The organism is Leptolyngbya sp. FACHB-36, from assembly GCF_014695955.1.
Lineage (GTDB): Bacteria > Cyanobacteriota > Cyanobacteriia > Leptolyngbyales > Leptolyngbyaceae > FACHB-36.
The window spans coordinates 1-12,563 of the sequence record NZ_JACJPG010000592.1; the positions used below are offsets into that span (position 1 = coordinate 1).

Sequence of the window (12,563 nt, forward strand, 5' to 3'; positions counted from 1 at the left end):
TGAGGAAGAACAGCAGCAGTTTGAGTTGTTTAAGCAGATGTTAAATGAGCGATCAAACGGCAAGCAGTCCTGATAAACTCACGATTCATCTTCAGAAATTTTGACTTTCAGAGATAGCTGAATACGCTCCTTTGCGGTGTCTAGATTCGGCGATCGTAGCGCTCGATAAACTTTAAAGACTGCTTCAGCCAAGGGATCTCGCTTCACTCACCCAGCAACTGAATCGAGCGGTTCCAAATTGAAACTACTGGCTCAGCAGGTCATCTACAGATACTGTGATGTCTGAAAACGCTATAGCAATCCCAAATCATTTGTGAAAACAAGTAGAGGTGGTAAACTGCTTCAAAACCTACATTTAGTATTGTTAACTCGTCTTAGGAGACTTTATCAATGGTAAATTCAGTGCTCCAGTGCCCGCCCTCTGCTGATCTAGCGGGGTATCGGCGTAACCCGTAGAGATGTAGAAGCGTTTCCGTCTGATTTCCCCGTTCTCCTCGACCGAGTATGAGAAGACGATTTGCAAGCGCCCTTTAGTGGTCTTGAACTGACCCTTTACTTCCCTTTTTAGGCTGGTTCTTGGAGGACATCTTCAAACCCTACTGCAGTACGTTGGTGTTGAGCGGTGGCACTACACTGCTATAGATTTCCCCCAATTCTCCCCCAATCGACGCTCTAACGTAACCCAAAAATGCCTAAAAATAGAACAAATGTTCAGCAAGATTGAAAATGAAAAAGCCCTGAGACGTTTTGTCTCAAGGCTTTTTCGTTGATTTGCTTGAATGCCAGGAACCAGACTTGAACTGGTGACACGAGGATTTTCAGTCCTCTGCTCTACCAACTGAGCTATCCCGGCAGGCTGAATCGAAATTCAGTGCTTATCCAAAATAGCAAACCTTTCCAGTTAATTCAAGCCCTTTCAACGTGAATGCCAAGCAAGCATCTAAAGTTAGTCGGCGAAACCTGTGAGTCCTGCGGCAGAATAGGGACTGGGCTGTTTTTGGTTTCTCCCTTGACGACTGCTTATGGATTGGCAAGAAATTTCGGGCAACTGGGTGCTACTTCCAGATCGACCCACCGCGATCGTGCATTTTTTAGGTGGCGCGTTCGTCGCAACTGCGCCGCAGGTGACGTACAGGCGCTTGTTAGAGCGCTTGGCAGCGCAAGGATACGCTGTCGTCGCTACTCCGTTTGTCAACACGTTTGACCACAGCGCGATCGCGCAAGCCGTCCTTCGCAACTTCGATCGCACGCTTGAAACGCTGTACGACACCCGACTGCGAAAGCGGTATCTGCCCATCTACGGGATTGGACACAGCATGGGCTGCAAACTGCACTTGCTGATTGGCAGTTTATTCACCGTCGAGCGGGCAGGTAACGTGCTGATGTCCTTCAACAATTTTTCTGCCCGCGACGCCGTTCCGCTGGTTGAGCAACTGTCCTCGGTGTTTTCGCAAATGCCATCGGGCTTCTCATTGGAGTTTACGCCTTCGCCGCTGGAGACAAATCGGCTTGTGGAGCGCGAGTACCAGGTGCGGCGCAATCTGCTGATCAAGTTTTCCAACGATACGCTGGACCAGAGTACTCCCCTAGCGACGCTGCTGCGATCGCGTTCCAATATGGTGACGGCAGAAACGCTTCCAGGGACGCACCTAACGCCGCTGGGTCCAGACGTCAACTGGCAGGCGGGCGCGGTGTTTACACCATTTGATGCGATCGCGCAGTGGATGCGGCAGGAAGTGTATCGAGAGCTGCACCAGCTAGAGCGATCAATTCTGCGCTGGTTAAATCCATTAGCGTCACTGTAAGCCCAATCTCATGCTAGGATTCGCTGAGACTAAACTTGGAACTTACGACACGGATGGCTATGGAGGCTGAAACTGAGCAAAACGGGTTAATGGACATCGAAACGGTTCAAAAGGCGTTGAATCGCTCCAGAGCATCAATTTATCGCTACGCCAACACGGACCCAATCTGCTTAAACCCTCCCTACAATCCCAAGCGCTTAAATCCTGAACTGCGCTTGAACAAAGACGACGGGCTGCTGTTTCATCCGAACGAGGTAGCCCGATTCGCCAAAGAGGTGCTGAAGATTAGGCAGGTGACAATTGAAGTTCATGACGCTCCGGCGACCCCTACGCAAGAGGTGCTGAGCGCAATTTTGCAGGAGCTACAGCGTATTCACCAAACTTTGAGGGAGCGATCGTAACGCAAAGGTTCACATTGCGATTGTTTACCCAAAACAAAGCCGAAGCAGAAACCTCGCTAGAATAATCGCCAAGTGCGGTAGCTTGCTGGTTCAACATGAAGCCAACCGTACGCAACAGCGTTGGTTCAATTTTGAGACATATGCAACCTGCAAGTCAGTCTACAAGTTCCCCTGAACGACAGGCAAACAAGTTCGCTGATTTTTTAGGAATCTTGATTGCGGTGCTGACCCTTGCCTTACCCTTAGCGATGATTGCTCACTACTCTAGTCGTGCAGATGCTCCGTCTATGGCACCTTACGCGCTTCAAGAATCGAGCCGTGAGTGACAACACCACTGTGACTACAGCAATCGCGATATGCTGTTTGTGATATTTCTGCGAAGCTTGCGATCGCAAGCAGAATCGGGGACAATGGGTTCCACACATTCAGCTTAGGATCGCTATGATCCTAGAAGAGTGTCTATTTGGATTTTGGGGCTGGACCATGACATCATACGCATCCTCCACGGCGAGAGCCGAAATGAGCGAACTGCGCCGCTTACGGACGCTGCTGCCGCCAGAACTTCAGAGTTGGGTGTCTGTGGAGGGAACAACTGCCGTCAATCCTCCACTCATTACCTGCGAAGAAATTGGCAGAGACGAAGTGGAAGTCCAGATTGACATGGTGAAGTGGGAGCAGTTGGCGCTGGACCAGCGCAATTTGCTGTTCTGGCACGAGGTCGCTCGGATTCAAAGCGACACGATCCCGAAAGACGGCTGGGAGATGGCAGCCTTGGCGATCGGTCTTGGCGGTGCCGTGGGCGAGCTATGGGTACAAGATGGCTTACTGCTGCTGCTGGCGCTGGGGCTGTGTGGCGTCTCTGGCTGGCGGCTGTATCAAAAAAATAATGGCGATCGCGTCGTCAAAGAGTTGGTCGAGGCGGATGAAAAGGCAATTTCTCTAGCGACCCGGTTCGGCTACACCCTGCCTAACGCTTACAAGAGCCTTGGTAGCGCACTAAAAGCCCTGATTGAGCAGTCGCCGAAGAAAAAGCTGAGATCGCGCTATGAAGCGCGGCTGGATGCCCTGAAGAAGAGCGCCGCTAAAGCCAAATCAAAGCTGAAAACGCCTGCCTCAGAAGCCTACTAGCTCTGCGATCACCGCATGGACTGGACGCACCTCCTTGATTTTGCTCAAACCACCACGCAGCGAGTGGGTGAAAAGCTGCTGCAGGATTTTGGGCATGTGCAAGCGTCTGAAAAAGCAGACGGTAGCTTGGTGACACACGCCGATCGCTGGTCGGATGAGGAGTGTCGGCGATCGATCCGGGAAGCGTTTCCTGATCACGGCGTTCTTAGCGAGGAAGTCGAGCACATTTTCCCAGCGACCGACTGGTGCTGGATTATCGATCCACTAGACGGCACAACCAACTTTGCGAGGGGGTTGCCAATCTGGGCAATTTCCCTGGGGTTGCTGTATCGCGGTACTCCTGTTTTCGGCTACGTACATTTGCCACCGCTGAGACAGTCGTTTCATGGCTACTGGTCTGGTGATTCGGGTCTGGATTTGCCTACAGGAGCCTTTCTGAATCAGCGCTCGATCCACACTAGCCCCGATGCCTTAACCTCAAACCACTTTTTCAACCTCTGCACTCGCAGCACGTCACTCTTAGCCCATCCCTTTCCGTGCAAAATTCGCATGCTGGGCGTCGCTACTTACAACTTGCTCACCGTTGCCGCTGGAGCCACCCTCGGCGGTGTCGAAGCTACGCCCAAAATCTGGGACATTGCGGCAGTGTGGCCGATCGTTCAAGCAGCAGGCGGCGTTTGGACATCGTTGGAACCTGATCCCATCTTTCCGCTACAGTCCGGTTACGACTACAGCCGTCGATCGTTTCCCACGCTCATCGTTGCCCAACCCAAACTGCAACCGGTCTTTCAACCGCTTGTAGCGTCGATCGGTCAGAAAGCAGAGCACTGAATGTAGAAACAGCTAGCTTTACTTGGCACTCGCAACTCTCATACTCCCTCACCCTCTTTCCCCTAAAATGCTATTCGGGGATTCTATAAAGCATCGATAAAAATTTCCAGCTTGAGGGCTGAGCAACGCTCAACTCCTGGAAGTGATCACTGATGTCTTTTATCCCTAACTCGTTTGAACTAGGAGAATTGTTGTGGATCTTTCGCGTATTCCGCCCCAGCCAAAGCCCGGTTTGTTGAACGTGCTGATCGAAATTCCAGCAGGCAGCAAAAATAAGTATGAATTTGACAAAGACCTGAACGCCTTTGCGCTCGATCGCGTGCTGTATGCCTCGGTGCAGTACCCCTTTGACTATGGCTTTGTGCCAAACACGCTCGCAGACGATGGCGACCCGCTCGACGGCATGGTAATTATGGATCAGCCAACTTTCCCTGGCTGCGTGATTGCAGCGCGCCCGATCGGAATGCTGGAGATGGTTGACGGTGGCGATCGAGACGAAAAGATCCTGTGCGTACCTGATAAAGACCCGCGCTATATCAACGTTAAGTCGCTTACAGACGTTGCACCCCACCGTTTAGATGAAGTTGCCGAGTTCTTCAGGACGTACAAGAATTTAGAGAAGAAAGTGACGGAGATTCTTGGCTGGAAAGATGTCGATCACGTGATGCCGCTAGTTGAAAAATGCATCCAAGCAGGCAACGCGAAGGGTTAAGCATCGTAATCTTGTGCATAGCCCGTGGAAAGCAACTACGGGCAGAAATTTTTGGCACTCTGGAATGCATCCCTGAATGCTTCACCTTGCCCTATCTAGAGGTGTAAGCCTTCTCTAACAGGCGTGTAGTATGCTACACGCCCTTACTTATCCCTCTAATCAGCATTAATATTAATAAATCAGTAGATGTCGAAGCAATTGTTTAGTTCTCTTCTTGATCTGTAAGCCTTCCTGACTCTTGAAGTTGCGCTAGTAGAAGTAAGATAGGAAGCCAGTAAGGACGGAGTTGTTACCAATTGACTTTGGTGATTCGTCAGTGTGTATGGCTTCTAATTTAGTCTCCCTGGATCTGTAGGCTAACGGCTGCTGTTCGAGAGGATGTGGGTACCATAGAAATTACTGCAACGCTTGATGTAACTTTACGGAACCTAGCGGGAACTCTACCCTAGAAGCAAGGATCTGCTTTTGGACTTTGTCCCCAAGTCGCTAGCGGCTCTTCTTGATTTTTGAGCATTCAGAAGTCATGAAATTGCGTCAGCATTCGTGTATGACATTGTATGGAAGCCACGACTCGGTAAACGATCCCTGCCGTAATGGACTGCTTCAGCCTCTGACCGTTGTTCTCGTTGATTTTCATAGCGTCTAAAGTCCGTCAATCCACCGAATCTGCTAGAAAAGGCGAAATCAAGCAACAATGTCTATTGATCCATCTGCACCCAATCATCCGTCTGATCACGCAGAGGCAGAGGAAACAAGCCACGCTCCAGAGTTCGTTGTGCAGTTTTGGGGTGTACGAGGCAGCATACCTGCTCCTGGCCAAGAAACCGTCCGCTACGGCGGTAATACGTCCTGCGTGGAAATGCGTGTTGGAGGCAAACGGCTAATCTTTGACGGTGGTACTGGATTGCGGGTGTTAGGCAAACATCTCCTGAAGTATCTGCCCGTTGAGGCGTACCTCTTCTTCAGCCATTCTCACTGGGACCATATCCAAGGGTTTCCGTTTTTTGTCCCCGCGTTCATTAAAGGCAACTGCTTCCATATCTACGGCTCGATCGCCCCGAATGGAGCCACGATGAAACAGCGGCTCAGCGACCAGATGCTGCACCCGAACTTTCCAGTACCGATTCAGGTAATGCAGTCGGATCTCAAGTTTTACGACTTGCTGCCTGGGGATGTGATGCAGCTTGACGACATCACGATCGAAACTGGACCACTCAATCACCCGAACACTGCAATGGGCTATCGAGTAACGTGGCGAGGACGCACGGTAGTCTATGCCACCGATACCGAGCACTATCCCGATCGTCTGGACGAAAACCTGCTGCATCTTGCTCGCAACGCTGACGTTTTGATCTACGATGCCTGCTACACCGATGAGGAATACCACGACCCTAAATCTCCCAAAGTTGGCTGGGGGCACTCGACTTGGCAGGAGGCGCTAAGGCTGGCAGAAGCAGCAGGCGTGAAGCAACCCGTCGTCTTTCACCATGACCCCAACCACAGCGACGATTTCTTAGACACGATCGCGAAGCAGGTGCAGGCAGTGTTTCCCAATGCTGTGATGGCAAAAGAGGGAATGATTTTGCCTGTCTAATAGGCTAATTGCTCGTTAGTTACACGGCTCATTTCCGCTCTGGATGTCGCGCTTCTTCGGTTGGCAGTCCCATGCGGTTGATCTCGCCAATTAGCTGATACAGCCGTCCTAAATCGCGTTGGTTAAAATGCAGCACTAGACGAGACGCGCCCATAGTAGCGTCTTGCGCTTCTTGAGGGAGCGGAGCGCTCTTTTCGATGCGCCCCTTCACTAGAATGTCGCTGAAGCGAGTATTGAGCCGCTCCACGTCCTCGTCTGGCACCTCCGAGTTCAATCGAATCACTAAGCGATTTCCCACATAGCGGCAGGAGTGGAATACGCGATAGAAACTGGCGATCGCCTCGCACGCCACATCGATGCGGTCAGTAATCGTGTAAATCTGCGGATCTTCTGGGCTAATCAAGCCGCGTTGAAGCAGTTGTTTGTGAATGTAGGCGTCCCAGTCGTGCCAATAATCACCGCCCGGTTTGTCGATTAGCACGAGCGGCATGGGGGACGATTTGCCTGTTTGACTGAGGGTGAGGCACTCAAACGCTTCATCCTGCGTTCCGAATCCGCCTGGAAATAGAGCCAGAGCGTCGCTCTCGCGCAGAAAGAACACTTTGCGGGTGAAGAAGTACTTGAAGGGAATTAGCTTACGATCGCCCTCAATGAACGGATTGGCACCCTGCTCAAACGGTAGTTGAATATTTAACCCGAACGAGTTTCCGGCTCCGGCTCCTTCATTACCTGCCTGCATGATGCCGCCCCCTGCGCCCGTAATCACCATAAATCCTTGCTCAACAACGCGACGGGCGAACTCCACCGCCATCTCATACTCTGGCGCACTGGGTACGATGCGAGCCGAGCCAAATATGGCGATTTTCCGCACGTGTCGGTAGGGATAGAACGTCTGAAAGGCTTGCTCCATATCTCGCAGAGCAGCGTTGCAAATTTTCCAGTCGAGGCGATCGATGTCTTCATCTGCCATTCGCACGATCGTGGCAAGCGCCAACTGAATCAATTCACCGTGCTTTTTGTTCGGCAGTTGATTCAACAATTGGATCACATCTGCATAAAGCGACTCAGATGGGTCAGACAAAGGTGACGAAGCCATGAAGTCCTCCGAACAGAGAGCATCCTATTGTATCGCGAGAGTTTAGCGCTACTCGAATTGGCATTCTATATAAAGTCCTAGCAAAATTTCCTGACCAGAAAAATGCCCCAGACCTTGCTGGGGCACCAGTAGAAGACAATAACAACTAGTACAATCGGGCAAAGCGATAGAGTGCTAGAGGTACTTCTCTAGCGTGTTCGATAGGGTAGTTTTGGGAACGGCTCCAACCACCATATCTACACGCTGCCCACCTTTAAAGATCATCAACGTGGGGATGCTGCGAATGCCGTACTGACTTGCCACACTAGGATTCTCGTCTGTATTCACTTTGACGACCTTAATTTGTCCATCGTACTGTGTAGCGATTTCGTCTACGATCGGCGCTACCATACGACAGGGGCCGCACCAAGGTGCCCAAAAATCTACCAGAACGGGAACTTCGCTTTCAAGAACCTCTTGCTTAAATGTAGTATCTGTAACTTGTGCGGCTGCTGACATGCTGGAAATCCTTGCCAATTCGTTTTCTAAAGATTCTACCATAGGCAAAAAGAGCCGCCCTGTCCCGAAATAATTAGATATTTGGACATAGCAACCCTAGGGGAATGCGCAGACGAGAGCGAAGAGCAAGGAAGCTAGCAGAATCAGGGCGCGATCGAACTAACCTAACCGCTGTTAAGTAACTATTCTTAAAACATCTTTAAAAACAAGGAACCGCCTAAACGGAACGTTCAGGCGGAGTGTGGTGTGAGGAGTGAACGGAAACATGCGTCTCCGCTTCTTCTATTGTAGACGACGCTTTTTGCTTTTCCAGCTCTTTTACGAAGACTGAAAAAGTTTTAAGAATTTGATCACGAACGTACGACTATTTACCCATGCCTAACTGTTGAGCTTTCTGGTAAACTTTGCCCTCAGTCAGCAGCGACGGTGCAATTACAACTTCGACCTGCTGCATCTCTCGGATGTCCTTTGCGCCCAGGGTGCCCATGCTGGTTTGCAGCGCACCTAATAGATTATGTGTGCCGTCATCAAGCTGAGCCGGACCGCGCAGAATCTGCTCCAATGTGCCCGTCGTTCCTACCCGGATTCGAGTCCCACGTGGTAGGACTGGACTGGGTGTTGCCATTCCCCAATGGAAGCCGCGTCCGGGGGCTTCTTGCGCTCTAGCAAACGGAGAGCCAATCATAACGCCATCAGCACCACAGGCAATGCATTTGCAGATGTCACCCCCTGTGATCAAGCCGCCATCCGCAATGACGGCAACGTAGTTTCCAGTTTCGCGGTGATAGTCATCACGGGCAGCGGCACAGTCGGCGATCGCGGTTGCCTGCGGTACGCCAACACCCAGAACGCCGCGAGACGTACAGGCAGCTCCTGGTCCAATTCCTACCAAGACACCTGCCGCGCCCGCCTTCATTAGATTCAAGGCAACGTCATAGGTAACGCAATTGCCCAAAATGACTGGAATCGGCATTTCCTGACAGAAATGCGCCAGGTCCAGCGGCGCGATCGACTCAGGCGACAGGTGTGCCGTAGACACAACCGTTGCCTGCACGAACACTAAGTCTGCGCCTGCCTTCGCAATGACGGAACCAAATTTCGCAGCACTCACTGGCGTCGCGCTGACTGCCGCAATACCGCCCTGTTGCTTAATCTCCTGAATTCGCTGCTCAATTAGCTCTGGCTTAATGGGTTCTGCGTAGAGCCGCTGCATCAGCGTGACAAACTCCTCTTTTCCAACCGACGCAATCTGGTCCAGAATCGGATTCGGGTCGTTATAGCGCGTCTGAATTCCTTCCAGGTTGAGGACTCCTAACGCTCCCAACTGCGATAGCCTTACTGCCATGCCCACGTCTACTACGCCATCCATTGCGCTGGCAATGATGGGAATTTCTCGTTCAATGCCACCAATGCGCCAGTGCGTATTTGCCAGCCTCGGATCGAGGGTGCGCGGTCCTGGAACCAGCGCAATTTCGTCAATGCCATATGCTCTGCGAGCCGTTTTGCCCCTGCCAATTTGAATGTCCACGCGACCCGTCCCCAATTGTGTTTGAACTAGGGTATCAAATTTCAGCAAACAGAGGCTGATGACATCAGTAGGCAGCAATGGTGGAGCGATCGATCAATCGGTTCCCGACCAGCTCCAGACCGGGCTGCCATTCTGTACTGCCTTGCGGGTAATCGCTGGCGTAAGCCGGTTCGCATCCCGCATTCCGGTCATGTCTAAAATCAAATAGACCTTGCCGCCTGCAAACCGCATCCGCAGGTAAGACGGTCCACCATACTCATCATCAGCTTGCTTGACCATTCCCGCCGTCGCTTTACATTGACGATACGGAGACTTTAGCGTTCCGACCCAGGTCACGCTGAACTCGTCACTCGCCGCGATCGCAAATTTCTCTGCTAACCAGCTTAACCGCGCGGACCCGTCGATCGTGTATCCCCCTTCACGGTAGGGCTGTGACTGCTGCATCACGGTCACCGTCTCTGGGCAGCGATAGCGCGTTTCTTGAGCGCTGATTGCCTTAAACACCTGAAGCTGCACCGGCGCTGCCATAGCAGGCAGCGCGACGAACGCTGCGCCCAGGCCCAACAGCGTGCCGAGCCAATACCCTCTCATCCTCTACTCCTTATCCTTCACAATCAAAGCAGTTGCCATCTCGCTAGCCACAGGTTTGGAAAAGAAATATCCTTGCCCGTACTCGCACCGTAGCGCCCGGAGCTGAGCCAACTGCGTGTTCGTCTCGATGCCTTCAGCTACAACCTCAATGCCCAGATTCCAGGCAAGGGTGACGATCGCCCGGACAATTTCGAGCTGTTCGCCATCGGTATCGACGCGGCTAATGAACGAGCGATCGATTTTGAGCGTGTTAATCGGAAAGCGATGCAGATAGGCCAGCGACGAGTAGCCAGTGCCAAAGTCATCGAGCGATAGCTGCACTCCTAGCGCTTGCAGCTCGCCCAACATTCGAGCCGCAACCTCCGGATTATCCATTAAGGCGCTCTCGGTAATTTCAAGCTTCAGGTGGGCGGGGCTAAGCTGCGTTTCTTCGAGGGCGTGGCAAATTTGCTCAACCAGATCAGGCTGGGTAAGCTGCTTGACCGATAGATTGACGCTAATGGTGAGGGGACGCTTTGTCGGAATCTGCTGCCAACGCTGCATCTGGCGACATGCCGCCCGCAGCACAATCAGCCCGATCGGCACAATCAGTCCCGTTTCTTCCGCCACTGGAATAAACGAGCCGGGCGAGATCAGACCGCGCTCTGGATGCTGCCAGCGAACAAGCGCCTCAAATCCCTGGATCTCTAACGTTTTAAGACAGACGATTGGCTGGTAATGAACGTGAAACTCTGGATGCTCAGGTTCCGGTAGCGTTAACACACCCGATGAGGACTGAGACGGGTCAGCAAGAGCGTGCCGCAGATCCGTTTCCAAGTGCAGCCGCATTAAAGCGCGGTTGTGCATTTCCTCATCAAAGACCACGTAGCGCGTTCCACCCAAGGCTTTTGCTCGATACAGTGCCGTATCCGCGCTGCGTAGCAGGTCTTCCGGCTGCTCGATCTCAGGCGTGCTCAGGGCAATGCCAATACTTGTAGTGGTAAAAATATTCTGCCCTCGGAGCTTAAATGGAAGGGTCAGCTCCTGTTGAATCCGCTGGGCAGTTTGTGTTACGTAGCTTAAATCCTGAACGTCTTCCAGCAGAATAGTAAACTCATCGCTACCAAAGCGAGCCAATGTATCATTTGGGCTGAGGCAACTAGACAGCCGCTGAGCGATCGCCACCAGCAGTTGATCGCCTGCCAAATGCCCTAAGCCGTCGTTGATTACCTTAAATCCATCTAGATCCAGAAATAGCACCGCGAATTTGTACTCGTTCTCAGTGGACTGTTGCACTGCCCGTCGTAGCCGATCCATAAACAGCGATCGATTCGGCAGATTGGTTAGGGCATCGTGGAATGCATTGTGGAACAGCGTCGTTTCGGCTCGTTTGCGATTGGTAATGTCTCGCACAATGCTAAGGAGCAACGTTTCCTGCCCAATCGCGGCTGCCTGAACGCTGACTTCTACCGGAAAGCGGCTGCTGTCTTTGCGGCAGTGCACGGCTTCAAACAGCGCGCCCTGCCCATTGGGCAACCGCAGTTGCTCCTCGATCGAGGTTGCAGAGGAGCCATCGTGTAGCCGATGGACGCTCAGCGTTAGCAGTTCTGCGTGACTGTAGCCATACGCCTCAACTGCTGCGTTGTTTGCTTCTACGATTTGCCCATCCGGGCGCATAAACAATACGATGTCGCGGGCGTGCTGAGATAAAAGCTGGTAGCGCTTTAGTGCCGCTTCGGTTTGCTTCCGCTCTGTCACGTCTCGCTTCACCGCAATGTAATGAATTACAGCTCCGGCGGAGTTTTGAACCGGCGAAATCACCACTTCTTGCTGATATAGCGACCCATCCCGACGCTGTCCAACAAGGTCGCCCTGCCACAGGTTCCCAATGGAGACGGTGTCCCAGATTTCCTGGTAGAACGCCCGATCGTGCTGTTCGCTCCAGAACAGCAGAGCCGGTTTACCGACGACTTCTGCACGGCTAAAGCCAGTTAGACGCTCAAAGGCAGGATTGACGTAGACAATTCGGGCATTGGCGTCAGTGATTTCGATCGCCTCGACGGCATGCTCTACGGCTGCCGCCAGCATCGCGTTGGTTTCTTCGGCTTGCTTGTGCTCGGTGATGTCTCGCACAATCATCAGCACTTCATCGTCGCTACTAGCAACAATGCGAACTTCTTGATATCGTTGTTCGCCCTCGACCCAAAGGCTTGAGTTGCAACACTGCGTGGTGCCTGTTGCAAAGGCATGCTCGATCGCGGTTAGATACTGCTGCACCAGCTTCATAGGCAGCAATTCTGTCAACGGCTTGCCGATTGCCCCCACATCAATTCGCGTGAATCCTGCCGCGGGCACCACGTCTAAGCAAATTCCCGATCGACTGACCCGCAGCACCAAGTC

12 protein-coding genes and 1 tRNA gene are annotated in these 12,563 nt (G+C 52.3%); 7 read left to right on the forward strand and 6 right to left on the reverse strand.

Translation table 11 applies throughout. The features are described 5' to 3' along the window. Positions 1–780 precede the first annotated feature (780 nt). Positions 781–853 (reverse strand) — tRNA-Phe (locus H6F43_RS17435). Between the two features lie 169 nt (positions 854–1,022). On the opposite strand from H6F43_RS17435, the gene H6F43_RS17440 reads away from it, so the two are divergent. The 7 genes from H6F43_RS17440 (at position 1,023) to H6F43_RS17470 (ending at position 6,471) form a co-directional block, all read left to right on the forward strand. Next, the gene (locus H6F43_RS17440; RefSeq protein ID WP_190343986.1) at positions 1,023–1,805 is read left to right on the forward strand and encodes a DUF1350 family protein; all 783 of its coding nucleotides are present in this window, start codon (positions 1,023–1,025) and stop codon (positions 1,803–1,805) included. A 59-nt stretch (positions 1,806–1,864) separates the two neighbouring features. Beyond that, positions 1,865–2,206, forward strand: a complete 342-nt coding sequence (locus tag H6F43_RS17445; protein ID WP_199290415.1) for a resolvase — start codon at positions 1,865–1,867, stop codon at positions 2,204–2,206. 140 nt (positions 2,207–2,346) lie between these two features. Then, positions 2,347–2,532, forward strand: coding sequence for a hypothetical protein (locus H6F43_RS17450; protein WP_190343988.1), 186 nt, complete (start codon positions 2,347–2,349; stop codon positions 2,530–2,532). 157 nt (positions 2,533–2,689) lie between these two features. Further along, positions 2,690–3,334, forward strand: a complete 645-nt coding sequence (locus H6F43_RS17455; RefSeq protein ID WP_190343989.1) for a DUF3318 domain-containing protein — start codon at positions 2,690–2,692, stop codon at positions 3,332–3,334. A 15-nt stretch (positions 3,335–3,349) separates the two neighbouring features. Further along, entirely contained in the window at positions 3,350–4,165 is an 816-nt protein-coding gene (locus H6F43_RS17460) for an inositol monophosphatase family protein (RefSeq protein ID WP_190343990.1), read from the forward strand. 193 nt (positions 4,166–4,358) lie between these two features. Beyond that, complete coding sequence (locus H6F43_RS17465) at positions 4,359–4,877, forward strand: inorganic diphosphatase (RefSeq protein ID WP_190343991.1); 519 nt, start codon at positions 4,359–4,361, stop codon at positions 4,875–4,877. Between the two features lie 694 nt (positions 4,878–5,571). Continuing rightward, a complete protein-coding gene (locus H6F43_RS17470) occupies positions 5,572–6,471 on the forward strand; it encodes an MBL fold metallo-hydrolase (RefSeq protein ID WP_190343992.1) in 900 nt (299 codons plus the stop codon). Positions 6,472–6,499: 28 nt separating this feature from the next. On the opposite strand, the gene H6F43_RS17475 is transcribed toward H6F43_RS17470, so the two are convergent. The 5 genes from H6F43_RS17475 to H6F43_RS17495 all read right to left on the reverse strand — a co-directional run. Next, positions 6,500–7,567 (reverse strand): LOG family protein, encoded by a 1,068-nt coding sequence (locus H6F43_RS17475; protein ID WP_190343993.1) that lies wholly within the window; start codon positions 7,565–7,567, stop codon positions 6,500–6,502. A gap of 174 nt (positions 7,568–7,741) precedes the next feature. After that, positions 7,742–8,107 (reverse strand): thioredoxin, encoded by a 366-nt coding sequence (trxA, locus tag H6F43_RS17480; RefSeq protein ID WP_347272430.1) that lies wholly within the window; start codon positions 8,105–8,107, stop codon positions 7,742–7,744. 322 nt (positions 8,108–8,429) lie between these two features. Next, on the reverse strand, positions 8,430–9,593 hold the full coding sequence (locus H6F43_RS17485) for a GuaB3 family IMP dehydrogenase-related protein (RefSeq protein WP_190343995.1): 1,164 nt from the start codon (positions 9,591–9,593) through the stop codon (positions 8,430–8,432). 93 nt (positions 9,594–9,686) lie between these two features. Further along, entirely contained in the window at positions 9,687–10,184 is a 498-nt protein-coding gene (locus H6F43_RS17490) for a hypothetical protein (RefSeq protein WP_190343996.1), read from the reverse strand. Between the two features lie 3 nt (positions 10,185–10,187). Next, a partial coding sequence (locus tag H6F43_RS17495) for an EAL domain-containing protein (RefSeq protein WP_190343997.1) occupies positions 10,188–12,563 on the reverse strand: 2,376 nt, incomplete at its 5' end.

What these genes read in the sequence shown, in the direction of transcription:
- H6F43_RS17440 (WP_190343986.1), top strand. Translation starts at nt 1,023, where the DNA reads ATGGATTGGCAAGAAATTTCGGGCAACTGGGTGCTACTTCCAGATCGA.
- H6F43_RS17445 (WP_199290415.1), top strand. Translation starts at nt 1,865, where the DNA reads ATGGAGGCTGAAACTGAGCAAAACGGGTTAATGGACATCGAAACGGTT.
- H6F43_RS17450 (WP_190343988.1), top strand. Translation starts at nt 2,347, where the DNA reads ATGCAACCTGCAAGTCAGTCTACAAGTTCCCCTGAACGACAGGCAAAC.
- H6F43_RS17455 (WP_190343989.1), top strand. Translation starts at nt 2,690, where the DNA reads ATGACATCATACGCATCCTCCACGGCGAGAGCCGAAATGAGCGAACTG.
- H6F43_RS17460 (WP_190343990.1), top strand. Translation starts at nt 3,350, where the DNA reads ATGGACTGGACGCACCTCCTTGATTTTGCTCAAACCACCACGCAGCGA.
- H6F43_RS17470 (WP_190343992.1), top strand. Translation starts at nt 5,572, where the DNA reads ATGTCTATTGATCCATCTGCACCCAATCATCCGTCTGATCACGCAGAG.
- H6F43_RS17475 (WP_190343993.1), bottom strand. Translation starts at nt 7,567, where the DNA reads ATGGCTTCGTCACCTTTGTCTGACCCATCTGAGTCGCTTTATGCAGAT.
- trxA (WP_347272430.1), bottom strand. Translation starts at nt 8,107, where the DNA reads ATGGTAGAATCTTTAGAAAACGAATTGGCAAGGATTTCCAGCATGTCA.
- H6F43_RS17490 (WP_190343996.1), bottom strand. Translation starts at nt 10,184, where the DNA reads ATGAGAGGGTATTGGCTCGGCACGCTGTTGGGCCTGGGCGCAGCGTTC.